The 25,450-nt window shown below is 50.8% G+C and carries 19 protein-coding genes; 14 read left to right on the top strand and 5 right to left on the bottom strand.

The window, feature by feature from the left end; translation table 11 throughout:
• The first annotated feature begins 23 nt into the window (after positions 1-23).
• The 5 genes from pstA to IDZ20_RS14875 all read left to right on the top strand — a co-directional run bounded on the left by pstA (position 24) and on the right by IDZ20_RS14875 (position 4,791).
• Positions 24-1,271 (top strand): phosphate ABC transporter permease PstA, encoded by a 1,248-nt coding sequence (gene pstA, locus IDZ20_RS14895; RefSeq protein WP_223144989.1) that lies wholly within the window; start codon positions 24-26, stop codon positions 1,269-1,271.
• A gap of 98 nt (positions 1,272-1,369) precedes the next feature.
• Positions 1,370-2,206 carry a phosphate ABC transporter ATP-binding protein PstB gene (gene pstB, locus IDZ20_RS14890; protein ID WP_245792362.1) on the top strand — a complete coding sequence of 279 codons (837 nt, stop codon included), beginning with the start codon at positions 1,370-1,372 and terminating at the stop codon, positions 2,204-2,206.
• Positions 2,207-2,282: 76 nt separating this feature from the next.
• The gene (phoU, locus tag IDZ20_RS14885; RefSeq protein WP_188152240.1) at positions 2,283-3,017 is read left to right on the top strand and encodes a phosphate signaling complex protein PhoU; all 735 of its coding nucleotides are present in this window, start codon (positions 2,283-2,285) and stop codon (positions 3,015-3,017) included.
• Between the two features lie 345 nt (positions 3,018-3,362).
• Positions 3,363-4,286, top strand: coding sequence for a porin (locus IDZ20_RS14880; RefSeq protein WP_188152239.1), 924 nt, complete (start codon positions 3,363-3,365; stop codon positions 4,284-4,286).
• Between the two features lie 280 nt (positions 4,287-4,566).
• The gene (locus IDZ20_RS14875; RefSeq protein ID WP_188152238.1) at positions 4,567-4,791 is read left to right on the top strand and encodes a hypothetical protein; all 225 of its coding nucleotides are present in this window, start codon (positions 4,567-4,569) and stop codon (positions 4,789-4,791) included.
• A 59-nt stretch (positions 4,792-4,850) separates the two neighbouring features.
• Here the strand turns inward: IDZ20_RS14875 and IDZ20_RS14870 are convergent, their stop codons facing one another.
• Complete coding sequence (locus tag IDZ20_RS14870; RefSeq protein ID WP_188152237.1) at positions 4,851-6,161, bottom strand: M48 family metallopeptidase; 1,311 nt, start codon at positions 6,159-6,161, stop codon at positions 4,851-4,853.
• A 149-nt stretch (positions 6,162-6,310) separates the two neighbouring features.
• Between IDZ20_RS14870 and IDZ20_RS14865 the strand changes: the two genes are divergently transcribed.
• Positions 6,311-6,799: a DUF4265 domain-containing protein gene (locus IDZ20_RS14865; protein ID WP_188152236.1), complete on the top strand. Its 489-nt coding sequence runs from the start codon at positions 6,311-6,313 to the stop codon at positions 6,797-6,799.
• A gap of 87 nt (positions 6,800-6,886) precedes the next feature.
• Here IDZ20_RS14865 and IDZ20_RS14860 read toward each other — a convergent pair whose 3' ends face one another.
• Positions 6,887-8,158, bottom strand: a complete 1,272-nt coding sequence (locus tag IDZ20_RS14860; protein WP_188152235.1) for an FAD-dependent oxidoreductase — start codon at positions 8,156-8,158, stop codon at positions 6,887-6,889.
• Positions 8,159-8,205: 47 nt separating this feature from the next.
• Positions 8,206-9,981: an FGGY family carbohydrate kinase gene (locus IDZ20_RS14855; RefSeq protein ID WP_188152234.1), complete on the bottom strand. Its 1,776-nt coding sequence runs from the start codon at positions 9,979-9,981 to the stop codon at positions 8,206-8,208.
• A gap of 215 nt (positions 9,982-10,196) precedes the next feature.
• Here IDZ20_RS14855 and yaaA point away from each other — a divergent pair, with 215 nt between their 5' ends.
• The 7 genes from yaaA to IDZ20_RS14820 all read left to right on the top strand — a co-directional run bounded on the left by yaaA (position 10,197) and on the right by IDZ20_RS14820 (position 17,128).
• The gene (yaaA, locus tag IDZ20_RS14850; protein WP_188152233.1) at positions 10,197-10,967 is read left to right on the top strand and encodes a peroxide stress protein YaaA; all 771 of its coding nucleotides are present in this window, start codon (positions 10,197-10,199) and stop codon (positions 10,965-10,967) included.
• 40 nt (positions 10,968-11,007) lie between these two features.
• Positions 11,008-11,844, top strand: a complete 837-nt coding sequence (locus IDZ20_RS14845; protein ID WP_188152232.1) for a response regulator — start codon at positions 11,008-11,010, stop codon at positions 11,842-11,844.
• The gene (locus tag IDZ20_RS14840) at positions 11,837-12,496 is read left to right on the top strand and encodes a DUF938 domain-containing protein (protein ID WP_188152231.1); all 660 of its coding nucleotides are present in this window, start codon (positions 11,837-11,839) and stop codon (positions 12,494-12,496) included. Before IDZ20_RS14845 ends, IDZ20_RS14840 begins: the two co-directional genes overlap by 8 nt.
• A gap of 102 nt (positions 12,497-12,598) precedes the next feature.
• The gene (locus tag IDZ20_RS14835; RefSeq protein ID WP_188152230.1) at positions 12,599-12,934 is read left to right on the top strand and encodes a putative signal transducing protein; all 336 of its coding nucleotides are present in this window, start codon (positions 12,599-12,601) and stop codon (positions 12,932-12,934) included.
• Positions 12,935-13,114: 180 nt separating this feature from the next.
• A complete protein-coding gene (locus IDZ20_RS14830) occupies positions 13,115-13,396 on the top strand; it encodes a YkgJ family cysteine cluster protein (RefSeq protein WP_188152229.1) in 282 nt (93 codons plus the stop codon).
• Between the two features lie 63 nt (positions 13,397-13,459).
• On the top strand, positions 13,460-15,559 hold the full coding sequence (gene recG / locus IDZ20_RS14825; RefSeq protein WP_188152228.1) for an ATP-dependent DNA helicase RecG: 2,100 nt from the start codon (positions 13,460-13,462) through the stop codon (positions 15,557-15,559).
• A gap of 153 nt (positions 15,560-15,712) precedes the next feature.
• Positions 15,713-17,128, top strand: coding sequence for an aminoacyl-tRNA deacylase and HDOD domain-containing protein (locus tag IDZ20_RS14820; RefSeq protein WP_245792350.1), 1,416 nt, complete (start codon positions 15,713-15,715; stop codon positions 17,126-17,128).
• Positions 17,129-17,348: 220 nt separating this feature from the next.
• Here IDZ20_RS14820 and IDZ20_RS14815 read toward each other — a convergent pair whose 3' ends face one another.
• Both IDZ20_RS14815 and IDZ20_RS14810 read right to left on the bottom strand, forming a co-directional pair.
• The gene (locus IDZ20_RS14815) at positions 17,349-21,116 is read right to left on the bottom strand and encodes a translocation/assembly module TamB domain-containing protein (protein WP_188152227.1); all 3,768 of its coding nucleotides are present in this window, start codon (positions 21,114-21,116) and stop codon (positions 17,349-17,351) included.
• A complete protein-coding gene (locus tag IDZ20_RS14810) occupies positions 21,116-22,981 on the bottom strand; it encodes an autotransporter assembly complex protein TamA (RefSeq protein ID WP_188152226.1) in 1,866 nt (621 codons plus the stop codon). Before IDZ20_RS14810 ends, IDZ20_RS14815 begins: the two co-directional genes overlap by 1 nt.
• A gap of 268 nt (positions 22,982-23,249) precedes the next feature.
• Between IDZ20_RS14810 and IDZ20_RS14805 the strand changes: the two genes are divergently transcribed.
• A complete protein-coding gene (locus tag IDZ20_RS14805) occupies positions 23,250-25,418 on the top strand; it encodes a TonB-dependent receptor plug domain-containing protein (RefSeq protein WP_245792349.1) in 2,169 nt (722 codons plus the stop codon).
• Positions 25,419-25,450: the final 32 nt, after the last annotated feature.

Genomic DNA, 25,450 nt, shown 5'->3' with positions numbered 1-25,450 from the left:
CACATAGCGATTTGGCTGCCGCTATGGAGCGCAATCTGAAGCGACGCTATCGCTCGGAGCGACGCTTTAAAGCCTTCGGCATTGCCTCGATCGGTGTCGGCTTGCTCGCACTATTAGTGTTATTTACCGAAATTATCGGCACCGGTATGGGCGCCTTCCGGCAAACCTACGTTACCTTAGAGGTAACCTACGACACTGAAGTACTCGGCATTGAAGCGGTAACGCCTGAGTCGCTTGCACTTGCCAACTTCGATGGCATTGTGCGACGCGCCCTGCTTAATCAATTACCCGAAGTGACTGGGCGCACCGCCAAACGTCAGTTATACGCGCTGATTAGCTACGCCGCAGGCTATCAACTGCGCGCTATGCTGGAACAAGACCCTAGCTTGCTCGGCGAAACGCGCAAGGTAACCATGCTGGCCGACGATGATCTCGACACCTACGTAAAAAGCGTGCGCGCCGACGACCCCTTTATCGGCAGGCTAAGCGAACCGCAAGTGGAGTGGATTAATCAGCTCGAAGCGCAGGGCCTAGTGGAACTGAAGTTCAACACCAACTTCTTTACCTCGGGCGACTCCTCTGAGCCAGAACAGGCCGGTATCTTAGGTGCGGTGATGGGTAGCCTGTTCACCTTAATCGTAACGCTTGCTCTATCCTTCCCCATTGGAGTCGCCGCCGCTATTTACTTGGAAGAGTACGCATCCCGTAATCGCTTTACCGATTTTATCGAAGTTAATATCAACAACCTCGCCGCTGTACCCTCGGTAATCTTTGGCCTACTAGGTCTAGCAATCTTTCTCAATTTTTTCCACTTCCCACGCTCGGTGCCCTTGGTGGGTGGTTTGGTGCTAACTCTAATGACCCTGCCAACCATTATCATCTCAAGTCGTGCGGCGATTAAATCGGTACCGCCATCGATTCGTGAAGCGGCGTTGGGAATGGGTGCATCAAAGATGCAAATGATTTTGCAGCACGTATTACCCCTCGCCATGCCGGGTATGCTAACCGGTGCAATCATCGGTATGGCGCAAGCGCTAGGCGAAACAGCGCCACTGTTGATGATTGGTATGGTCGCGTTTATTGCCGACGTACCCGGTGGTATTACCGACCCAGCAACCGTACTCCCAGTGCAAATCTTTTTGTGGGCCGATAGCCCCGAACGTGCTTTTGTAGAACGCACCTCGGCCGCCATTATGGTGCTATTAGCCTTTCTCATAACCATGAACACGATGGCCATTTGGCTGCGTAAACGCCTAGAAAGACGCTGGTAATCGCGTAAACTAGTGAGGATTAGAAGATGGATATGACCGAACAACTCGAACCCATTAGCGCGCTTCGCGCGACCAACGAACAGCCCCAAGAGCAATCGATGAACGACGCACTTAATTCCGAACAATCCACCTCGCAAGAGAAGTTCAACACTGTTGGCAAACCGCTTTTAAATGGTGCTAAAGCCAAGTTTAAAATGCGCGATGTCGACGTATTTTACGGCGAAAAGCAGGCTGTATTTGGCGTTGACCTCGATATCGGCAAAAACGAAGTGATCGCCATGATCGGTCCTTCTGGCTGTGGTAAGTCCACGTTCTTGCGCTGTTTAAATCGAATGAACGACACCATTGAAATTTGTAAGGTAAAAGGTTCCATCGAGCTGGACGGCATGGACATCTACAATTCCAAATTAGACGTGGTGCCACTGCGTGCACGCGTTGGTATGGTGTTTCAAAAACCCAACCCCTTCCCGAAAACAATTTACGAAAACGTTGCTTACGGTCCAAAAATTCACGGCCTCGTACGTCGCCGTTCAGAAATGGACGAAATTGTGGAAACCAGCTTGCGTCGTGCCGGTCTTTGGAATGAAGTTAAAGATCGTTTACACCAGCCAGGGACAGGATTGTCGGGTGGTCAACAGCAACGTTTGTGTATTGCGCGTACTATTGCGGTTAGCCCCGAAGTTATTTTAATGGATGAGCCTTGCTCGGCACTGGACCCTATCGCAACCGCTAAGATCGAAGAGCTTATTGCTGAACTTAGTCAAAATTTTACCATTGCGATTGTGACCCACTCGATGCAGCAAGCGGCACGTGTTTCCAGTCGTACCGCGTATTTCCATATGGGTAAGTTAATCGAAGTGAACCCCACCAAAAAAGTGTTCACTAATCCCGAACATTCACTAACTGAAGCCTATATTACTGGCCGCTTCGGCTAAGCTTACTCTGCTGTAGACATCTAACCGTAGAAACCTCATTAGAGCCGACGCCTGTTAACATTTTAGGACCAATACAATGGACAAACTCCAGCTGGACCAGCATATCTCGCAGCAATTTAACGCCGATTTGGAAAACCTTCGCACCGAACTACTCGAAATGGGAGGCATGGTCGAAAAACAATTAATCGACGCCGTGCTCGCTATTGAAACAGCGGATGCCAAACTCGCAGAAAAGGTGCTCGAAAACGAAAAAGGCGTAAATGACCTTGAAGTTTCCATCGACGCCGAGTGCACCGAAATATTGGCTCGACGCCAACCGGCGGCATCGGATCTGCGTCTGGTACTTATCGTAAGTAAGGCAGTACGTGACTTGGAACGAATGGGCGATGAAGCCGCAAAAATAGCGCGCATGGCATTAGAGCTCAGCCAAGAACCCGCACCGGTTCACGGCTTTATCGAACTGCGGCACCTTGCCGAAAATGTTCAAAAAATGATGAACGACGCCCTCAACGTATTCGCACGTTTCGACGTTAACGGCGCGATTAAAGTTATGCGCGAAGACAAAAAAATCGATCGCGAATACAAGTCCGCTATGCGTGAAATGATCACCCTAATGATGGAAGACCCTCGCTCAATCTCAAGAGTATTGAATGTTATTTGGGCTCTGCGATCACTAGAGCGAATTGGCGACCACGCTCGCAATATTGCCGAGCACGTTATTTATCTTGTTCACGGTCGCGATGTTCGTCATGTATCCATTAAGCAGATCGAAAAACATATTGAAAAGCAGATCGATACAAATAGCCTGTAACCTCATAAACTACTCGGCGAGTGCGGTCCCGCACTCGCCTTATTCCTAGATTCCAACTGCAGCAAACGCGTTTCCCGCTTAAAACCGGAGAAACACGTCAAATTTTGGCTTTTTTTTCATCTTCGCAGCGCTTCGAGTTCACTTTTTGCACTGATTTAGTACATAATGCCGCGCCAAACCAAGGTCGGTTGCACAGAGCAGGTCTTTTTTACGCGCCTGTCACATATATGTCATACAAGAGCCATATATTGGCCACAAATATTTCATCTAAGTGAAACAAGGCTGTCATAACAACCCCTCTGGTTGTCGTGACAGAATAATCCAACAAAAATATTGGGGATAAATATGAACAAGAAATTATTAGCCGCATTGGTTGCCATGAGCGTAGCCACTACAGCAAATGCTGAAACCACTATTTACGGTAAAGTAAATGTATCTTGGCAGTCTGCTGACGAAGGCGAATACAACGAACTAGAACTGCGTAACAACGCATCACGTTTGGGTTTTAAAGGCACTGAAGACTTGGGTAATGGTCTAACCGCTATTTACCAGTTGGAAACCGGCGTTAACTTTGATGACAAAGGCAGCTTCAGCAAGCGCAATACTTTTATCGGCCTAAAAGGTAACTTCGGTACCGTGCGCGCCGGTTACTTCGACACACCAACCAAATCTGCACAGGGTAAAGTAGACCTGTTCAACGATATGGAAGGCGATATCGCGACCACACTTACCACTAACGACGTGCGCGCTCAGAACTCTGTTGCCTACACCACGCCAAGCAGCTCACCTGTAGCGGTTAACGTTCAAGTTGTAAACAAAGAAGAAGCCGACGCTAACACTGGTGTTTCTGTTTCTGGTACCTACACTGGTGGCGGTTTATATGTTGCCCTAGGTTACGACCAAGACGTTTACAGTAACGAGTCCAATGCATTACGCGCTGTTGGTATCTACACCCTTGGCGCCGTACAGTTAGGCTTACTGGTTGAAAAATCTGAGGACGATGCGGTAGTTGACAACGATGCTGAAAACGGTTTCTTGGCGTCTATTCAGTATAACGCTAACGATGCATGGGCACTGAAAGCTCAGTACGGTACTTCCGACATTAAATTTGTTGATGGAAAATCCTTAAGCGTTGGCGCTGACTACAAGCTAGCCAAGAACTTTAAGTTACAAGGTTATATCACTCAGAACGAAGGGACTACTCGTGATGACCAGCCAGCTGAAATCGACAACACTTACGTTGGTGTTGGTGCTGAGTTAAAGTTCTAGTCATTAATTTAGGCTAAAACACTAAAAAGGCGATGCAACTGCATCGCCTTTTTTATATCCGAGGTTTTTATAACCGTGCCATTCTCCGCAAACCAGAGTAATTGCCATATAACGTCAGAACAGTAAGGGCTAAACGTTTTCGCTTACTTTTCATCCACTGCTCAATAACACTCTGCAGTTCCCCTCGCGGCACGCAAACCTTCAATATCTCTACTACAATTAGGCCATAGTTCACGCTTTTCACTTTTAAACTTCACGGCTTACTGGAGACTCGAACGTTATGCGCGCGCTCAACCCCACAATTTCACTGCTCAGCTGCTTAATTTTCACCCTAACCTTAACTGCTTGTGGCAAAGGCCTTGGCTCTCTCACCAACCAAGAGCTGGTTGCTAAAAATGATGAGTGTGTTCAGGGTAACCCTACTTCGCCCGGCCGCGTTACCGCCTGTGAAAACATCAAAAATGAATGTGCCAAGCGCCGCAAAGACGGTAACTATGCCTGCTAGGTGATTACCCTCAACCGCCCCAGCATTTCGCCCCCCTAGTACAAAGATCCGTCTAGGCTTTAATTAGCGGCCGGCGCGCTCTGTAATTTCTGTAATTTCGCTTGGGCTTCGGCACCAATATCGCCACCACTGGCAGCTGCGTATTCATAATATTTTAACGCCGTCGTCAAGTTGCCTGCACCCTCTTCAATTTGGCCCATACGGTACACCGCGATTTGCGTGGGCATTAAATTCAAACTGCGCTCCAATGAACTCTTCGCGGCACTAAGGTTGTTGGCGGAAAATTGGGTTAAGCCGAGCCCTAGGTAGCCCATAAAGTAATTCGGGTTCTTCTCTACCGCGCGCTTAAAAGCTAACTCGGCATTTTTCGTATCCTTTTGCGCGGCGAGAATCTGGCCTTTAGTGATATAGAACAACGCCTCATCGCCTTGCTGCTTCAGCGCTTGCTCGGTCAATTGCAGCGCGCTATTAAAGTCTTTTTTGGCCAAGGCTTGCAGCGCCTGTTGATTCTTTTCATACGCGGGTAGGTCGCGCTTTATCTGCGCAATGGCCTTTTGGAATTCGCTGCGATTACGTTTGCCGGAGGCTAGCTTGGCCGCCTTAGCACGGTTTTTGTCGACTCGCTCCTGCGACGGTGGGTGACTCGCAAATAAACGATTTACCATATCGCTGCTCTGCCCTTGCGACAGCTTTACAAAGGTTTCCTGCAACTCTACCGCGGCTTGCGGTTCATAGCCGGCCTTCACCATTAGATCCATACCGTAAAAATCTGATTGTAACTCCTGCGTTCGACCATAATGGGCTTGATAGGCCTGAGCGCCAATCGCCGCACCCGCGCCGATCAATTGCGCATTTTGATTATCACCAAGCGCGATGGTACCCAGAGCCAAACCGGCACCAATCAACTGCGCATTAGTCATTTGCGTAGCGCCATGTTCTGCCGCTGCGTGAATAATCTCGTGCCCCAGTACGGCCGCCAATTGCGCTTCGTCGTCCAGCAATACCAACAAACCGCGATTGATAGCTATTTTGCCGCCGGGTAGCGCCCAAGCGTTCGGCACATCGTTATTCAACACCACAAACTCATAGGGCAGGGCATTGGTACTAAATGCCGCTAAACGGTCGCCAACCGACGTTACATACGCACTAAGATTAGGGTCGACTTTATATTCACCACCCTGTTGCTGCTGTGACGGCCCATAGTTTTGCTCACCCATTTGAATTTGTTGCGCCTTGGGTACCAGCGAAAGCTGCGATTCACCGGTAACCGAGTTCGTACTGCAACCTACAACCGAAAATATTAGCGCAAAAATAAGGGCTTTAAGGCTAATTGACGAAAAGGCCAATAGCTTAGAAGGAGAATTGTGCATACTGCATCCTCTGCAAAAGTTAATTTAGGTTTTAACTGCTCGCGCTAATACGCCGAAGGCGAGAAATCTACGCGCTAGGGCGAGATTCGGGTTGATGTCTATTATAATGTGTCTCACATTTACCATTTCAGTTGTTTACGAGTTTTATTATGACGGACACCCCAAGCAGTTCACAAATCGACCTTATCGCTGGGCAGCATCCCGACGGCTCACCGGTAATGGAAAAATTACAGGTTTTAACTTTGGAAGACGGCAATCTTCAATTGCAGCGTTCACCTGCCTTTTTGCGCGGTGTCGCGCGTGGCGACTTAATCGTTGTCGACAGCAGCAAACAAACCCATACCCTTGTGCGACGCTCTGGCAACCTGTGTATTCGCGTTATCGCGCGCAGCAATATATCGGATATCGCCACCGAACTAACCCCAGCATTGGAAAAAATGGGTGCAACGCTAGACTTTGAGAACGCGCGCATGTTGGTTTTTAGTATCCACGTTAGCTGCGGTTTTAGTGCCATCGAAGATGTTCTCAATCGCTATAGCGGCCAAGACGGGCTAAGCACGTGGTTTTACGGCAATGTTTACGACCAAGATATGCAGCCTCTCAATTGGTGGCAGGATATCCTCAAAGGCGAAAATTAATCTCGTCTTTGAGGATAGTATTTATTCATTTAACGATTAGCCGAGAAACACCTGAGCACTAAAAGCTCACACAAAATCGACCATAAATTACAGGCGAATATCACGGGTGGAAACAGCACCTGCGTTATCGCCAAGTACGGCGCGTAAACGCTGTTGAATTTTTTCGGCCGTTTTACGGTAGGCGGTAAGTTTACCGCCATATATTGCGAGATAACCCGGCATCTCATTTGCACTACTCGCCTTTAAACCGCACTCAACAAACAAGGTATCGCGCGAACGCTTGTTGGCACTGCCCGCCGCCATCGGCAATACCCGCAAGCCTGCAAAACGCTCCACGATATGACTTTCATTAATCTCCTCGCTAGCATTGGCAACTACCGCTGTGTTCATGCAGTGGTTGTAAACCTCAAGTAAATACTTTTCCTCTTCTTCGCTTGGCGCAACGTCTGCTGGGTCACCGCTAAACAATTTCTCGGTGGTGCCAACCATGGTTTGACCGTACCAAGGCAACACAAACACTGGCCGTCCATCTTGTGGGGCTTCGCAATAGATACAGGCGGGAGGCGCAGGCAAGTCTAAAATTATATGCGTTCCCTGCACCGTCTCTACGGCTATTTGCGCGGGTTTAGTTTCGACTTTTTCGGCGACCCGATTTACCCAAGGGCCCGCCGCATTAATCAAGCATCGACAACTCGCATAGGGCTCATCTTCCCCTTCACGGTACAGCAGGTATTGATTTCCGCTAACCTCCGCGCGCGCCAAATTGAAATCAAACTTAACCTCGGCACCAAAAGTTTCAGCGGAACGCAATACCGCTTCGGTCAATTTCCGATCGTCGGTTTGTGCATCGCGATACTCCAATAAGGCAACTAAATTGCTGGCCTCAATTTGCGGGTAGAGCTGCTTAGCTGCACTTGCCGAGCGCCACTTAAAAATGGCACTCGCTCGCCAGCCGGTTAAAATTTTGTAGAGCAGTAAACCGCAATAAATGACGAAGGCAGAACGCTTACTGCTGCGGTAAACAGGAATCAAAAAAGTTTTTAATTTGACCAGATCGGCGGCATTTTGCAGCAGCAGTTCACGCTCCAATAAGCATTCACGCACTAGACTAAATTCAAAGTTCTCAAGATAACGCAGCCCGCCGTGGATCAATTTTGAGCTTTTACTAGACGTACCTAGCGCGGCTTCTCCGTACTGTTCTAACAGCAGCGTTCTCCAACCAGCGGCCGCGCAGGCCTGGGCAACACCGGCGCCGTGAATACCGGCGCCGACAACGGCGACGTCGAAGTACGGCAGTGCATCCGGCGCAGACGATGCGACGGCACTGTGAGATTCATCGGGTGTGTTAACAGCACTCATAGATATTCCTAACGCTTAAACAAAAGCCAACGATTGGCCGTTTGGTATTAATTAATCTCGTTATCAATTTTGCGACGAAAGCTAGCATAGCGCGCTCCTAGTGCCCTTGTCGCAGCTTCAGTTAACGGCTCACCGAGGTCGCTAACATCATCGGTTGGTTGAACAGCTATTGATTGTTCCGATTTTGCAGAGCTAGCGTCATTCTCCGGCAGCGGCGCATCCAAGTCTGCCGCCGCGAGTAACGCTGCGCCAGCAAGGGTCAACTCTTCATCGTCGCTGAGCATAATTGGCAAGCCGCTTAGCGCCGACAGCAGCGGTGCAAACTTGGCGTTGCGACTGATACCACCGGAACAAACAACCTGTGCCAGAGGCGCTAAGCGGGCGGCCGTTCGTGCCGACTGCATAGCATCGAGGTTACAGACTAGTAAAAACACAATACTTTCAAATACGGCGGCCGCAAGACTATTGGCATCGACATTTGGTTCGGCTAGCGCCCGCGCTAAGCTATAGGTACGGCCGCTACTGAGGTGTAAAAAGCCTAACTCTGGGCCAGCTCGCCAAAAGGGCGAGCCCAAACCACCGATTGTATTGATAAACACCCAATCCAGCGTTTCATCCCCTGCCTGTTCGGCAACACACTGATAAAACTGTTTCTTGTTGGCTGTGTTCGACATGACTTCCTGCCAAGCGGGGAAAAACCAGTTTAACGCCGCGCCCGCGCCATTGACGGTTCCTTCAAGCAAATCCAAACGCGCGTTTGCACGACTGTATACCAAACCGCGCAACAGCGACGTTTGCGCCAAGGCTTGAGGTACCCTACTGCGACCTAGGTCCACCGGCGCTAACAGGAAGGCTCCCGTACCAGCATTTATCAATGCGGTATTGTTGAGCACAGAAGCTGCGTGCGGGATAGAACCGTGACCCTCTGTGTCTGCGTTTTCATGTGATGTCTGTTGCTGTTTCTTAAGACAGGCGTAGAAAGCAGAATTTTGATCGCCAGTCGCGGCAACAAGATCGACCTTGCCACTAAAATTCGCCGGCAACCAAGACCGGTCAAGCTGACCATAAGCGTGGATGACCGGCCGTAATTCTGGCAGTTTTTCCAGTAATCCTGCGGCAGTAAGCTTGCTGCTACCCCGTTCGTTTATAGCAGCGTCGACATCAATGGGGGAGGCATCGGCCTCTGTAAAATAGCCCGCTAGCGACGGCGACCATGCCAAGCTATCGATACCCAATAATTGTGTGCGCGCGGCATTAATATGGTCACAACAGTGTGGCTGACCTTCGAGTAGGTGAAATAACAGGTAGGAAATCAGCGGACCACAGCAAAGATCTGACGGCGGTAGGGCTCGACACGCGGGCTGCTCTAGCAACCATAGTAATTTACTCGCGCCATAGTGTGGTGATACCACCAAACCCGATTGCTGTTGGATGTCGGATTTATGTGCATCCAAGGCCCTTACTAGCGCCGCGCCGCGTGTGTCCTGCCAGCTAATTGCCGCGCCAATTGCCTTGCCAGTACTGCGCTGCCAGGCGATCACTGTCGATCTCTGGGTAGCGATCGCCGCTCGCACCGTCAAACTGCCATCGGCAGTGGCCGGCAGCTGCGCCAAACTCGCTGCCACCACTTGTCGCAGCGCGGCGAGCATGGCGTCGGGTTGCTGCTCGATCCAGACACTATCATCGTCTTGCCTATGCCGCTCGAGCGCTAACGGCTGTTGCGAAATATCGCCTACCCGCTCCATACCCCCATCTGCAAGCGGTTGAAACAACGCGGCGCGCAACGACAAGGTACCTACATCAATGCCCAATATGGGAGTCACAATAATTCTGTCCTTAAATAAGCCAATACACTATTTGGCGGTGCTGATATTGAGAGGGCGGCAGCGATTGCTTACCGCTATCAATGAAATACACCACTATTAAATACAACTATCAAACTAATCTAAAACCTTGATGAAAATTCAGGGTTACAAGTTTGACCTATTTAGCCACATGCGCATAATGAACCCCCCTCCATTAATGCTATTGGGCTTTTATGCTGCTTGTTATTTCCCCCGCCAAAAACCTCGATTACGACAGTGCCACACCTACCACTAAACACACTAAAGCCGCGCTTTTAGAGCGTGCCGAAGAACTAATGGTAGACCTAAAACAATTGGCCCCACAGGATGTGTCTAAGTTAATGAATATTAGCGACAAGCTTGGCAGCCTCAACTACGACCGGTTTCAGCAATGGCAACAGCCCTTTACCCCAGCCAATGCGCGTCAAGCGGTGCTGGCGTTTAAAGGGGATGTCTACCTAGGCCTGGACGCCTACACGTTTAACAATGACGACTTCGCTTTTGCCCAACAGCACCTGCGTATTCTCTCGGGTTTATACGGGCTACTCAAACCGCTCGATCTCATTCAGCCCTATCGCTTAGAAATGGGCACTAAATTTAGCAACGCCCGCGGCAAGGATCTATACCAATTCTGGGGCGAAACCATTACCCAAGAGTTAAATAAACAATTGAAAAAGTTGGGGAATCCCAGCTTGATCAACCTTGCCTCTGGCGAATACTTTAAGTCAGTAAAGGTAAAACAGCTAAACTCCACTGTAATTACCCCCATGTTCAAAGATTGGAAGAATGATCAATACAAGATCATTAGTTTCTTCGCGAAGAAGGCGCGCGGCCGAATGAGCGCCTATATTATTAAGAATAAACTCACCGCACCCGAACAGCTGAAAGACTACGACTGGGACGGTTACAGTTATAACGAGGCCATGTCGAGCGAAAGTGAGTGGGTATTCACTCGCAGGGAATAGCCCTAAATTCCTAGCTTGATTCGCCCAAACGGGATTTATAATGGCGCTCAAGATTTTAGTTGTCGACGATGCTGCGTTTATTCGCGACACCATCAAGCGCACCCTGCGCCAATTTTTACACCCCCTAGAGCTGCACGAGGCGGTCGATGGTCGGCGCGCCGTGGCACAGTTGCGCGGCAATAAATTCGACCTAATTCTATCCGATTGGGAAATGCCAGAGATGTCTGGCGAACAGCTACTGCGCTGGGTTCGCAGCGAAAGTAACACCCCCGAAATTCCGTTTATCATGATTAGCAGTCGCGGTGACCGCGACCATATTGTCAAAGCCATTGGCTCCGGTGTTAGCGACTACCTAAGCAAGCCCTTCACCCCCGAGGAATTGCAGCGCAAAGTCATAAAACACCTGAAAAAAATGGGTTATGTGCCCCCTGTTGGCTCGCCATCAGCGGCTCAGAATAGTGGCTTCAGCTCACTCGAGGTACTTACCGCCAGCGGACCTAGCAACACCGAAAACGGCTCGGCAAATAGCGGCACAGGGCGAAAACCCTCGGACAAATCTACGGCTACGGCCTTCAAAGGGCGCGCTCAATTGCGCTTCGCCAATCTACAAGCCGACTGTGTGGTGCGCGAGCTGAGCCTTCAATCATTAAGCGGCTTTATGGTGCGTGGCGAGGTTTTACCCACCTTGTTTGATCCAGCGGTGGTAGACTTATCGACCGAAGACGGGGAAGCGTTGGCTCGGGTTAACGGTTATGTGCACAGTTTGCAGGCCGTAGAAAACCATCCCGAAACGCTAAAAATGAAAATAACGATACGTTTTGTCGACAACGACCCCGAAAAATTTGAAACCATCTCCAAGGTAATTGCCGGTGGCTAACCCCGATTCAGGCTCGACCCCAAGTAAACCCTTCTCGCAGGCGTGCGAAAACAACAAAGCGCCGATACTCGCGGTTTTGCAGCGTGTGTTCGACCATTCCAGCCGTGTTTTAGAGCTCGGCAGTGGTACTGGCCAACACGCCTGTTACTTTGCGCCAGCACTGCCACATCTCGAGTGGCAACCGAGCGAACTCAGCGAGAACATAGCTGGGCTCTGTCAGTGGGTGGACGCATGCAACAGCCCGAACCTATTGCCGCCGCTGCTGCTGGACGTCAGTGGTATCGAATGGCCAAGCGCCAGTCACGATGCCGTATTCTCCGCCAACACTGCGCATATTCTTAGTTGGAGCGACGCCCAGCTGATGATCAAACGCGTCGCTGAAAAGCTGCCCACAGGCGGGATTTTTGCCCTCTACGGGCCCTTCAAATATGACGGTTTATATACCAGCCAAAGTAATCACGAATTCGATTGCTGGTTAAAACAACAACACCCAGAACGCGGCATTCGCGATTTTGAGCAGGTTGTTGCAGTTGCCAAAAGCCGAGGCTTAATGCTCTACGAAGACAACCCAATGCCGGCCAATAATCGCCTGCTAGTTTGGGTGAAACAACCCATGGGGCTCGCTGACGACCGCGACCAAGATAACCCGTAGATTTGTAGTAACACGGCGTTACAACAGCAACCCCTCGAACTTAGAGTTTGAGCACAGGTCAAAACCTGTGCAATTGTTAGCCGTTTAGAGGGAGTTCTTTTTATGATTAAAATCTACGATGCAACCAATGCACTAGAGGCGCATCTTATCCTCGATAAACTCGAGCACGCCGGTTTGTCGGGGCAGGTTAATGGCGAATACTTGCAGGGCGGTGTTGGCGAACTGCAAGCGATTGGCATTGTTCAGGTGATGATCGATGAGGATGATTATCAGCAGGGCCTAGACGTTATAAAAGAGTGGGAAAGCAGTGGCCACACCCATAGCGAAATCCAAAGCAGCAGCCAGTCCAGTTCGCGCTCCACACTCATCTCAATTATTTTGCTCTCGGTAGTCGCGATTACAGTAATTGCCGGCACGCTCGCCAGCTTAAATTCCTAACCCATCACCACCGTGGACTTTTGTTACTGCCAGCGCCTTTATATAAAACGAATTTGCGCGGGCTATTCCTCAATCAGGCCGCAATTTTAACGAGCAGTATTTAATAAACCTGTTATCTAAAGTATTAGTGGTGCAGAGAACAATTAAATTAAAGTGGCTATAGATGGTTCGTAATACTGAATGACAATCGCAGTAAAGAACTTACCGAGCAATGACGTAACCTGCACAACCTGTAAGGCGAACTGTTGTCGTCTGGAAGTAATGCTTATTACCGATACCGGTGTGCCCGAACAATACATTGAATTGGATATGTGGGGCGGAATGACTATGGCTCGCTTAGATGACGGCTGGTGCGCCGCATTGGATCGACACACGATGCTCTGTACGATTTATGATAAGCGCCCGCTGATCTGCCGTGAATTTGAAATGGGCGGTTATGAATGTCTTGAGGAGCGAACCTAGTCGCTATTGTTTGGCCATCTAGGTAAGCACTGCTAGCGCTCTGAATTCAATTAGGTTTATTAAATGCCCGCCAACAGCACCCAACTCCCCGAAACGCTGGAAACCCTGCCGCTGACTAAACTCAATGGCGTGGGCACGCGTATGGCGGCGACTTTAGAAAAAATTGGCCTGCACAACCTGCAAGATATTCTGTTTCACCTGCCGCTACGCTACCTCGACCGCACACGTATTACGCCAATTGGACAACTGCAATTGAACACCAGCGTGGTTATTCAGGGGCAGGTGTTACGCAGCCAAGTGATGATGGGTAAACGGCGTAGTTTAGTGGTGCAACTGGAAGACGACACTGGCAGTACCTGTTTGCGGTTTTACCATTTTAGCGGCCAGCAAAAAGACAAATTGCAACCCGGCACGCTGTTGCGCTGCTACGGCGACCCGCGTTTAGGTAGCAGCGGCCTAGAGTTTTATCACCCGGAATACGAACTGGTCGATAACCGCCAACCCAGTCCCATCGCCACCACGCTCACCCCCGTGTATGGCCTTACCGACGGCATATCCCAGCAGCGCATGCGCAAGCTGGTGACGCAAGCGGTCGAACTTTTACAGGCGCAAACGCCGGACGAGTATTTGCCCGCTGAAATCAACCGTGATTTTGGCTCAGCCTCCTTGGCTCAGGCGCTCACCTATGTGCATCAACCGCCCGCCGATGCCCCAGTGCAGCAACTCCTGAACGGCACCCACCCGCTCCAACAGCGCTTAGCATTCGAAGAGCTACTGGCGCACTTTTTAGTGCGCAGGCAGATACGTGCGGAGGCGCAGCAACACCTTGGCCCACAACTCCAATCGGGCGCAGCTCAGGTAAAGTCATTCGTTGCCAGCCTGCCGTTTACCCCCACCAAGGCGCAACAACGCGTGTTCAAAGAAATAGCCGCCGACCTACTCAAACCCGTGCCCATGTTGCGTATGGTGCAAGGTGATGTTGGTTCCGGTAAAACCTTGGTAGCAGCATTAGCCGCAATCAAGTGCGCCGCATCTGGCTATCAGGTAGCCATCGTCGCACCGACCGAAATTTTAGCGGAACAGCATTTTCGCAATTTTAGCGAGTGGTTGACGCCACTCGGGTTTGAGATTGCATGGCTAGTCGGCAAACTCGGTGCCGCTAAACGCCGCGACACCCTAGCGCATATCGCCAGTGGCACGGCGCAGGTGATTGTCGGCACTCACGCACTGTTCCAAGAAGATGTCGACTTCGCCAATTTAGGGCTCGCGGTAATCGACGAACAGCATCGTTTTGGCGTACATCAACGCTTGACCCTACGTCAAAAGAACAGCCGCAACGAAACCCCACACCAGCTGGTGATGACCGCCACGCCTATTCCCCGCACCCTCGCCATGACCGCTTTTGCAGAGCTGGATTACAGCGTAATCGACGAGTTGCCGCCAGGGCGCACGCCAATCAATACCGTATTGCTCAGCCAGAGCAAGCGCGCGCAAATAATCGAACGTATTCGCGCTGCGTGCGGCGAAGGGCGACAAGCCTATTGGGTGTGTACGCTGGTGGAGGACTCTGAAACCCTCGCCGCCGCCAACGCCGAGGAAACCGCACAACTGCTGCGAGAAAGCTTGCCGGAGCTGACCATTGGCTTGGTGCACGGCCGTCTTAAAGCCAGCGAAAAAGAAGCGGTAATGGCGGAATTTAAAGCTGCGCAATCTCAGCTGTTGGTAGCCACCACGGTGATCGAGGTCGGCGTCGATGTTCCCAATGCCAGCTTGATGATTATCGAAAACCCCGAGCGTTTAGGCTTAGCCCAACTACACCAACTGCGCGGCCGTGTGGGACGTGGCGCCATCGCCAGTCACTGTGTATTACTCTACGGCGCCAAACTCAGCCAGCAGGCGCGGACGCGGTTACAGGTGATGCGCGACACCAGCGACGGCTTTGTGATTGCCGAAGAAGACCTCGCCCTACGTGGCCCAGGCGAATTACTGGGCACGCGGCAGGCCGGTGAGATGAGCTATCGCGTCGCCGACAGCCAGCGCGATGAAGCCTTATTGCCGCGGGTAAACCAACTCGGTTTGATCCTGCTGGAACACCAACCCACCGTTGTCGCCAAACTAATCGCCCGCTGGATTGGCGCCCGCCGCAGCTACGCCCACGTTTAATCGAGACACCCCTGTTAATCACCCAGTCCTGTCGTCACCACTCAACCTCCGCTCAAATCCAACTATTTTCATCCTCAAGCCCCAACAAAACTAGAATTTGCTCTGGCGACGACTATATTCATTAGTACATGAATTGAAGATAGCACTCAGATTATGCCCTTTAGAAAACTTACAGGAGAAAAGGACGTGTCGCTACCCGCTAGCATCGTTGCAATGCTTAACACGCAGAATATCCATTTCGAGATCCCCACGACCGAAGCCACCACGACCAACATGACGCTGGTACCTAGCGGCAATCGCGTCTGTGCGGTGCGCTCGATGCTAGTCCAAGATAGCCAAGGCAAAGTTCAACTGCTGTTTCCGGCCGATGCGATGGTCGATTTGGACGCACTATTGCGCCAAACCGGTCGCAGCCTAGAAGGTTTGCCGATAGGCGATATCAATCAAATTATGGATACCGAAGGGCTAACGGCGATTCCGGCCATTCCAGGCTGGCAGGGCTTGCCAACCATAATCGACGACAGCCTAATGAAAAAAGATATTGTCTGGTTGGAATCGGGCGCGGGTCGCTACCTAGAGCTTAACCAAACCGACTTCGCCAATATTGTCGCCAAATCTGAACGCAAGCAGTTTGCGGTCAGCCTACCGAATCTCACCGACGACACCGCCAAGGACGAAGCCCAGATTCTTGACTCGGTAAAACGCTTCACCCAAAAGCGAATTCAACAACGCTTAGACGAAACGTTAGAATTGCCGCCACTGCCAGAAACGGCGCAGCGTATTATTCGCTTGCGTGCCGACCCTGAAGCGGACATTAGCGATTTGGCCAACATTGTCGAACTCGACCCCAGCCTCGCCGCACAGGTGGTCAGTTGGGCGGCCTCACCTTACTATTCGGCGCCGGGCAAAATTAAATCAGTACACGATGCCATCGTGCGCGTACTTGGCTTTGATATGGTACTGAACCTAGCCTTGGGCCTGTCGATGAGCCGCAGTATGACCAACGCTGTGCTCAGCAAAAAACAAATTGCCGACTACTGGCGCGGCGCAGCATATACCGCCGCCGTAGTAGAAGGCTTGGTCACCAGTATTCCTCGAGAACACCGCCCCAGTTTCGGCATGGCCTACCTGTCTGGCCTGCTCAACAATTTTGGCTATATGGTAATGGCGGAGGTCTTTCCCCCCTACTTCAACACCATCAATCGTATGAGTAATGCCAACCCACATGTGCCGACCTCGTTGGTCGAACATCATTTGCTCGGCGTCACAGGCAATCAAATTGGTGCCTGGTTACTAGACAACTGGAATATGCCCAGCGAGGTGGTTACCGCGCTGCGCCAACAGAACAACCCGCATTATCACGGTGAGCACTGCAAGTATTCAAAACTACTCTTTATCGCCCAAAACTTGCTCGCAAAGGCCGGGTTTGGCGACAACTTGGGAATTGACCTCCCAGAATCCATCTACGCAGACCTTCATTTAGATATGGAAACAGCGTCTATTGCGGTAGAGAATATTTTAGAGTCCGGTGAGGACTTAGACGCGTTGGCCGAAAAGATGCGCGGCTAGAAAATATACGAAAATGGCGCTTAAGCGCTGACAAATGCGTTGATTAGTTGCTAAAAACCCCGCAACAGACCATTCTGTTACGGGGTTTTTTATTGGGAAACAGACCGTAACAAGGCCGAGATACCCCAGTATTAGCAAGCTAATTGTGACGCTAGAACTATTATTTTTAAAGCTCAGGCTTATCGCCGTTTTGATCGCTGTTATTATTTGATGGGTGTTATTAATAGTCTCGACGCCATAGCAAGGTTGCCGACCCGCCCTGCGAGCCGCTGCCACCGGTGGTGGTTTCCAAGCTAATACTTGGCGTCAGCTCGATCAGTACCTTGCCGCGCCAAGGGTGGGCGGGGTCGGAACTACGTTCCAGCTCCAGATACACGTCTTCACTTAAATACTTGCCAATCCCCAAGCTCATACCGCGCTCGTCTGAATCTACTGAAACACTGTCGACGTTGAGTAACTTGCGTGTCTCAGCAAGTGGATCAAAACCACCACCGCCACGCAGTGTCTGCACCGCAAGCGCCAGCTGTACTGCTTGTATTGGCGTGATTTGCTGTACCGACTTACCAAATATCAAACGCGCCAGAATTTCATCTTCCGGCATTGCCGGTACGCTACTGAGCTTCAGATTAAACTTCTCGGCAGTACCAGAAATTTCTGCCGTGATTTTGGTATCGCCCTTCTGGTGTACGCCCGTCACCAAGAACACTGCCGATTGATTGCTAAAGCCAACCTCGCCCTGAGTTAAATCGAACTTTTTGCCAAAGACTTCAAAACGGCCGCGCAGGGTTTTAAAGACACCTTCGTACTCCAACGCCTGCAGTGTTCCACTCAGCTGAATACCACCTTGTAGCTCGGCATCCAAACCGCGGCCGCGAATAAACGCCTGCTGATCTGCCCGTATATTCAACTCGATACGCAGGTTTGGCACCCAACTAGACTCGGCTTCGGCGGCAAGCTCTTCTTCGCTTGCCGCGAACTGGTAGTCTATTTCTGCAATCGTCGGACCGGGATTTTCGGCAATAGAAATTTCTAATGGAGTAATACTCAAATCACCGCTGAGCAACAGGTCGCGAAGGCTACCCTTCAAGCGCAACTGGCCACCAATTTCACCACTCACTTCACGCCGCTCAATAAAGTTGAAACGACTTGCGTTAATACTGATGTCGACCGCATCTTCGCTCGCAGGTTGATCCCAGCGAATATCGCCACGGCCATCGAGTACCCCGCCGTTGTCGCTGGCAAGATGTAAACCGGTGATACGCCAATGGCTGCCAAAAATGCGGCTATCAAAACGAATATCAGAAAAGCCTCGGCCCAAGGTACTGTTGACATAAACGCCATCGCTGAGCTGCAAACTACCGTTTATATTGGGTTTGGGCCAGTCTCCAGCGAGTAATAATTGGGTTTGTAAACGCCCGCCAACACGCTGCTCCGGCGGTAACAAAAACTGAATAGCGTCTAGGTCGAAGTTGGCATTGAGCGATAGTTCCGGCAGCGCAATTTGGTCGCTGGCGGTGTCTTGCTCTAACAGGCTGTAAATAGAGCCGGTATTGGTCGCCAAGCGCAAGCTGCCGCGCTGCTGCCAAGGGTTCTGCTCTGTGCGGTCGAATACCTCGGCATCGATTTGCCAGCGACTAGACACTTCGCCTGTTGACGGCTGCGAATTTTCTGACAGTTTCGGCGCCACATCAGAAGTGGCGTTACCGTCGGCGGTTTCCGCACTGGTAATCCGCGCACGCCATTCAATCTCGCGCGGCGGCTTTTTCGCCACTAGCAATTGCGAGCGATAAGTCAGTTCACCGGACAGCTTCGCCGCCGCCATCCAAGACGCCGATACTTGCGCCGCAGATTCGGTGGCAAGGGTAAGATCGGCACTCATATTGCCATTGGCATCTGGCCAACCGTAGGGCGCTACAATCGCCATAGGAAAGCCCTCGGACTGCAAGTGCCAATTCATAGCTGGGATCTTCTTCGCCGCCGATTCACTTAACCTCGCCTGCCCCTGTAACTGCAAAAGGGGTTTATCAGCAGTTTGGGCGCGTACCAGCTGGAGTTTTTCGATGGTCGCAATCTGGTTTTGCCAGCTGCCCTCTAGGTTTACCTGCAACGCCTCATCACGCCAGCTGCCGCTCTGAGTTTGCAGTGGATAGTTGAGATCTCCACGGGCGTTAACCACTAACTGCGGCTTGCGTAACGCGCCCTTCAGTTGCACTTCGCCAGTAACCGCGCCTTCCAGCTTGTCTGGCAAGGCTAGATCCAAATCGCGCAACAACTTCAAATTAAAACGCTTTATTTGCAGTTGCAGCTGATTGCGCTCGCCCTGTGGATCTAACATGCCGGTTAGATCAAGGCTGGTGTCGCCACTGGCTAGGGCAAACTGCTTCACTTGTAAACGCGATACCGTGCCAGCTAGCTGGCTGCGTAGGGTCAGTTCAGTCTTAGCTGCGCTGCTGCTAGCGGCTTTTTCTTGTGTGGCAGTTTCGTTAGGATTGCCAGCGCCTGCTACTGACACCGGCTGCTTGGCTGATGACTGATACTGCGCCTTGGCTAAGAATTGCGATTGCAATTTCAACTGGCTGTAATCACCGGTAAAGGCGCCAACCACTGGGCCGCGTATCTGTATCGCAAATTCAGGTAGCGCCAACGACCAGCGCTCAGGTAGTTCGGTACCAGCCAAACCCGCTGCAAATACAATCCAGTCTTGATTGAGGTTGGCGACATTGAGCTTGGCGTCTAGTTCACCCGCTTTAAACGCGAGCTCGCCGACGCTGTCCAACGCCATCTGATAGCTACCGCTTAAGGCTATTCGAACCTCCTTACTACCAAGACCTTTCTTACTGAGACTTTTGTTGCGTGCCTTGTTATCGCTAGCCGAACTAGCCCCTACTGCAAGCGTTTCAGCCGCAGACGCCTGCGCGTCTTTCAGCAATACCACGGCTTCGGTCAAGCTTAATTTACGGTCGCCAAACTCGCCTTTAGCCTGCAGCGATATGGGCCAATTTTGCCCTTGGTATTGCATGTTCAGCTGTGCTGACTGATTAAAGCTGGCATGAACTTCTGGCCAGCGGCCTTTAACTTGCAGTTCGCCGCTGGCGAACCCGCTATTGAGCTGTGGCACCCAAAACTGAGCGATATCCAAAGGCAGCTGTTGTAGCTTGATATCAACATTTAAGCGACCTCGATCCCAAGTGGCAAATAGCTGCTGGGGTTGATCATCGATCTTAAAGCTTGAGCTCACCAAGGCGAAGTGATCGATCGCGGCGTTGTAATCCGCTTGCGCTTGCAGCACAAAGCTATGACGCCACAGGTTCACGCTAAGGTCGGCGATCTTGGTGCTGATGTGATTGCCGTCTTTACCAAACGACATTTTTACGCGTGCTTGTAACTGGTTCAGGTCCGCAAGCGGGCTTCCCGCTGGCGCTGCAAATAGCTCAGGCGGCAAGGCCAGCTGCAGATCTTTTAGGTACAGCTCATCGACTTGTATTGGCCAGTGCTCGCCGTTTGCCGGCTCGCTTTTAGCGTTTGTATCGGCGCTTGGGTGCGTTAAATCAAGGCTAAGGTACCCCGCCCGAATCGCCGGCAGGTGCAAACGCCGTTGCCATAGACTATCGAGATCGAGCAACACTTCGCCGTCTCGCGCCATCAATAGCGGGTTGCCCCGCTGCTCAACCTGCAAAGAGTGAAAGCGCCAATGCCCTAGTCGCGGCGAGCTTAAACCCTGGATGTCGATATGGAGGTCTGACAGGCGCTGATTGGCCTGTTCGAGCCCTTGTGTTACCAGCCAAACGCGACCATTGGGCTTGGCGAGCAGCGTTGCTAACACGGCGCTCAGCAGCAAGAGTAAGAGCGCTGCCGCTAGGGCCAGATATTTAATAATGCGCAAGGTGCGAGTCAGCCAGGACGACTTTTGTTCGCCCGCTGACTCACCCGCTTGGCTATTTGCTTGGCCGCTGGAGTCGCTACTGGGTTGGTTACTGCCACTCGCCATTAAAATGCCTGCCCGATACTGATATAAAGCTGAAAGTCATCGTCAATTTGATCGCGCTGCTGCAGCGGCACCGCAACGTCGAAGCGAATAGGTGCAAAGCTGGTAATAAAGCGTAAGCCAAGCCCGGCGCCCCAATAGAAGTCTTCGCCAAATTTAGGGAGTTCATCCGGGTAGGCGTAACCACCGTCGGTAAACACTACCAGCCCCCAAGACTCGCTTAATTGCAGCCGCAATTCTGCTGCAAGCTCACCGTATGATTTGCCACCCAAAGGGGTGATATCAGTGCCACCACTGGCGCTGGTGGTCGTTTGCAGTGCTCCGAGTGTTTGATAGGGATAACCGCGTACCGAACCGCCACCGCCCACGTAAAACAACTGATCTGCTGGTATGTCATCTACCCCAGCACCCGTAATAGCACCTGCTGCAGCACGCAGCGCAAGTGTAGGCTTAAACTTCATCCGACTGGCGGTTTGGTAGTGTGCGGCCGATACCGTCCACTGAAAAAAGCGGGTGTCGGTTTTAGTTAGGTCGAACATCGGCTGTACCGAGCCGCCCATGGTCCAGCCGCGTTTTGCATCAAGCGGATTAGCGCGATTGTCAAAGTTCAGCGTAACCGGCACACCCACCAAACGATAAATCTCTGACTGTCGACTAGCGACAGGCTCCGCGCCACCTACCGCGGCAGAGGTTGTGAGCGTCTCAACTTCAGTCGCGGTCAGGGTTACGCCATAGCTCGCCGTTAAGGGGGCAGCAATTTTTCGGCTAATAACTGCCGAAGCTTCCAACTGACTGGTATTAAATGCATCGGTTTTTTGACTGCGTATCTCAGAACTTAGGGTAAGGCTTTGACGAACAGCGAAGAACTCGGGTAGACCAAGGCTGCCGCTAATATATTGATTAACTTCGTCGACACCGGCTTTAAAAGCCAACTGCTCACCACCGCTAAACAGGTTGCGATTCTGCCAGCCGAGCGTAACGCCCGGACCGTAGTCGGTACTATAGCCGAGACCAACGCTCATGCTGCGTCGCGGATATTCCTCAAGGGTAAAAACCACATCCACGACCTTGTAGCCAGCGGCGCTGAGCTCACCAGCGCGGCGCTGTATTCGATAGTCGACACGGGTTAACAATTGCGTTTGAAGCAGTGCTAGCTTGGCGTCATCTAGCTTGGCTCGACGAAAACAATCGCCGGGCTTAATTAACACCTTACGCGCCAACATATCTGGCGATAGGTTTTTCGCACCGACAAACTCAACGTGGCCAACCAAAGCGGGCGTGGCTTCTTTTAAACGATAGGTAATGTCGGCGCTGGCCAGCTCGCGATTCAGGGTTACCTGGTAATCCAGTTGCGGGTCGACAAGACAACTATGCTCTGCCACCCACGTTTGCAGCCAGCGGAATTGATTCAATAGATCTTGCGCACGCAAGGCGGAACCAACTTTGAGGCTGGTGTCAGCAGGTGCTGCTGGCGCGGCCACCTGCTGAGGGAATTGAAAGTGCAATGCCGCGACCTTATAGCGCTGGCCCTGCTGAATACGATAGACAACCTGCTGGGTTTTAACATCGCCGCGATCGTCAAATTGATGATCAATACTGAAACTGTAGTAACCCTCGGCGCGCAAACTACGCGCAATAATATCCTTTTGGGTTTTGATACGGTTAAACACATCCGTATTCGCGCTGCTATCGGCCGCGGCAAAACCATCGAGATTGAGACTGATCACTTCGGATAAGCCCTTGTCACTGGGTGTTAAGGTCAAGCGATAGCTACTTTCTTGTACAAATGGCAGTACACCGGCGAAGGCCGGTATCGACATCATAATTAGCCACCCACACAACCATCCGCGCAACGAAATAGACAACATTCGTACTACTTTCACTAAACCCCCAACAAAAACGCGCCCACAACTCACGCTAACAAACGCGCCAATTGGCGCGCTGAAAGATGAACCGAATAACATAAACCAATAGCCTACTACCGTTCTGGCTATTTTTAGATGTGACATATAGTGAGTGACCTACTGTAAAACCGCTACCATAACTCAGCGCTTAAACGTTTTTTGCAATTATTTACAACTGAACACAATTTAAGACCATAGATCGCTTTAGACTGTTCACACGTAATCAATTCACATGCAATTACGTCATAGCCATTGCCGTGGTTTAGCACCCTTCAATGCATCAACTCAACCAACAATATTTAACCTCAAGGACGACCTAATGCAGTACGGCAATAATCACAAACCTTGGTCAATTACCCTATTGACCACCATAGCACTACTGACAACTAACCCCAGCGCTGGGCAGACGCCGAATACCGACCAGGCTAATGAGCCCGAAAAAGTAGAGCGCGAAATAGAAGAGACACAGGTGATCGGCCGGCGCATGGGCAACTTCACCGAAATTACCCAAGAAACCAAAACGCTGGTAGAAATTCCCGGCTCATTGGGCGACCCTCTAGCGGCGATATTCAGTTTGCCGGGCATACTACAAGATACCAATCGCGGCGGCCAACCTGCAGTGCGCGGCTCGTCTCCAGCCGACAATCAATTTCTCGTCGATTTTATGCCCGCAGGTTACGTCTTCCACGAGTTCAACACTTCCGTTTTTCACGAAGCTATCTTGCAAGACTTTCAACTCTATTCCGCCGGCTTTGGCGCTGGCTATAGCGACGTTACCGGAGCGGTATTTGATATTCGCTTACGACAACCTAAAAAAGAACCCCTAGCGGCGATTGTTGATCTTTCCATGTTGCGCTCTGGGCTTTTTTTGGAAGGCCAAGTCTCCGAGAACTCTGCCTTTTACGCTTCTGGTCGCGTCAGCCTAATACACCTTTTCATTCCGACACCGGACGAAGAAGATGGTTTGATTATTGATGAACTGCCGAGAGACAACGACTACCATCTTAAATATGCTTGGGACATTAACGACAACACCAGCCTTACCCTTGCCGCGAGCGGAGCCAGTGATAACGCCAAAGCTACCTTTACCGAACGCGCCGACTTCGTCGAAGTTAACCCAGACTTTGAAGGTAAAGCGGAAATTAACAATGGTTACCACGGCCAAAATGCCATTTTAGAACACCGCAGCAATTCTGGATTTGACTACAAGATCGGCTTGGGTCGCCTTACCAACGAATCACACTTATCTTGGGGCGACAACTATTACAATGATACGGACAAAACCAAAGATTCAATTAAAGCGCAAATAGGCATACCACTAGGTAGCGATCATAAACTCGTTTTAGGCTCAGCTCTGCACAGTACAGAAAACGTTTTTTCTTACGATCAAATTTTATTTGTCTGTACCGAATTTAATAGCAACTGCTTACTGACCCGACGTGAGCGCAGAACCGGTTCGCTGCCGCTAAAGCATCGCGAGTCTACGGCTTACATTACCGACCTTTGGCAAGCCACCGGCAAGCTTAATGTCGAACTTGGCTGGCAATGGCAACACGACAACTATACCGAGCAAACTTTTTTCAACCCGCGTTTTGCTTTGCAATACGCGCTTAACACCGCCTGGACGATAACCAGCAGTTACGGACGCTATAATCGATTCCCCGATATTGAGACTGCGGTAGAAGGTTTTGGAAACCCCGATATTCGCTCACCACGTGCCACTCACTATACGCTGGGTGTTGCGCAAGAACTCGATAACGGTTGGAGTTGGAATCTTGAAGCCTACAATAAAAAAATGAGTGATCTACCATTAGCATTAAACGAAACGGAGCCAGACGCTGACAAGCTTTATGTAAGTGAAGTAGAAGGGAAAGCCTGGGGTTTAGATTTACTGATCAATAAAGAACTTACCAGTAAATGGTATTCCTGGGTTGCACTTAGTCTCGCCAAAAGCCAACGCACCAATACTCGTACCGATACCACTATCGATTACTATCTTGATACGCCGATTATTTTTAACTGGGTTATTAACTATGCTCCGTCAACGCGCTTTAACGCCGGATTGCACTGGACTATTCGCAGTGGCAGCGCCGACACCCCAATTATAGGTCTGCAGGAAAACCCCTATTTCGAAGATAGTATTTTGCCCGTTTATGGCGAGCCTTTTTCAGATCGCTATCCAACCTTTAGCCAGTTAGATGTACGCTTTAAGTGGTCTAGAAAATTGTGGGGAATGGACGCGGAATATGTTCTCGATATTATCAATGTGTTAAATCAACAAAATATTACCGATCGTAGCTTGGATTACGATGAAATCAACTCGGTCGATGATGACGTTGTTTTAGTAGAGTCAGCTGGACGGGGAATAATTCCAGCCTTCGGTTTGCGCTTAAAATTTTAAACGCTTGATTTAGTCGCTTAATTTTACTCGCT

This window comes from Teredinibacter waterburyi (assembly GCF_001922985.1).
Taxonomy (GTDB): Bacteria; Pseudomonadota; Gammaproteobacteria; order Pseudomonadales; family Cellvibrionaceae; genus Teredinibacter; species Teredinibacter waterburyi.
The sequence above is the reverse complement of the archived record's forward strand: the minus strand, read 5'-3'. Positions and strand labels throughout refer to the sequence as shown.

Excerpts from the sequence above, each read along its gene's own strand:
- IDZ20_RS14845 (WP_188152232.1), top strand. The coding sequence starts at position 11,008 with ATGGCGCTCAAGATTTTAGTTGTCGACGATGCTGCGTTTATTCGCGAC.
- IDZ20_RS14870 (WP_188152237.1), bottom strand. The coding sequence starts at position 6,161 with ATGCACAATTCTCCTTCTAAGCTATTGGCCTTTTCGTCAATTAGCCTT.
- IDZ20_RS14860 (WP_188152235.1), bottom strand. The coding sequence starts at position 8,158 with ATGAGTGCTGTTAACACACCCGATGAATCTCACAGTGCCGTCGCATCG.
- IDZ20_RS14865 (WP_188152236.1), top strand. The coding sequence starts at position 6,311 with ATGACGGACACCCCAAGCAGTTCACAAATCGACCTTATCGCTGGGCAG.
- IDZ20_RS14810 (WP_188152226.1), bottom strand. The coding sequence starts at position 22,981 with ATGTTGTCTATTTCGTTGCGCGGATGGTTGTGTGGGTGGCTAATTATG.
- pstA (WP_223144989.1), top strand. The coding sequence starts at position 24 with ATGGAGCGCAATCTGAAGCGACGCTATCGCTCGGAGCGACGCTTTAAA.
- IDZ20_RS14880 (WP_188152239.1), top strand. The coding sequence starts at position 3,363 with ATGAACAAGAAATTATTAGCCGCATTGGTTGCCATGAGCGTAGCCACT.
- IDZ20_RS14835 (WP_188152230.1), top strand. The coding sequence starts at position 12,599 with ATGATTAAAATCTACGATGCAACCAATGCACTAGAGGCGCATCTTATC.
- yaaA (WP_188152233.1), top strand. The coding sequence starts at position 10,197 with ATGCTGCTTGTTATTTCCCCCGCCAAAAACCTCGATTACGACAGTGCC.
- IDZ20_RS14875 (WP_188152238.1), top strand. The coding sequence starts at position 4,567 with ATGCGCGCGCTCAACCCCACAATTTCACTGCTCAGCTGCTTAATTTTC.
- recG (WP_188152228.1), top strand. The coding sequence starts at position 13,460 with ATGCCCGCCAACAGCACCCAACTCCCCGAAACGCTGGAAACCCTGCCG.
- IDZ20_RS14830 (WP_188152229.1), top strand. The coding sequence starts at position 13,115 with ATGACAATCGCAGTAAAGAACTTACCGAGCAATGACGTAACCTGCACA.
- phoU (WP_188152240.1), top strand. The coding sequence starts at position 2,283 with ATGGACAAACTCCAGCTGGACCAGCATATCTCGCAGCAATTTAACGCC.
- IDZ20_RS14805 (WP_245792349.1), top strand. The coding sequence starts at position 23,250 with ATGCAATTACGTCATAGCCATTGCCGTGGTTTAGCACCCTTCAATGCA.
- pstB (WP_245792362.1), top strand. The coding sequence starts at position 1,370 with ATGAACGACGCACTTAATTCCGAACAATCCACCTCGCAAGAGAAGTTC.
- IDZ20_RS14815 (WP_188152227.1), bottom strand. The coding sequence starts at position 21,116 with ATGGCGAGTGGCAGTAACCAACCCAGTAGCGACTCCAGCGGCCAAGCA.
- IDZ20_RS14820 (WP_245792350.1), top strand. The coding sequence starts at position 15,713 with ATGCCCTTTAGAAAACTTACAGGAGAAAAGGACGTGTCGCTACCCGCT.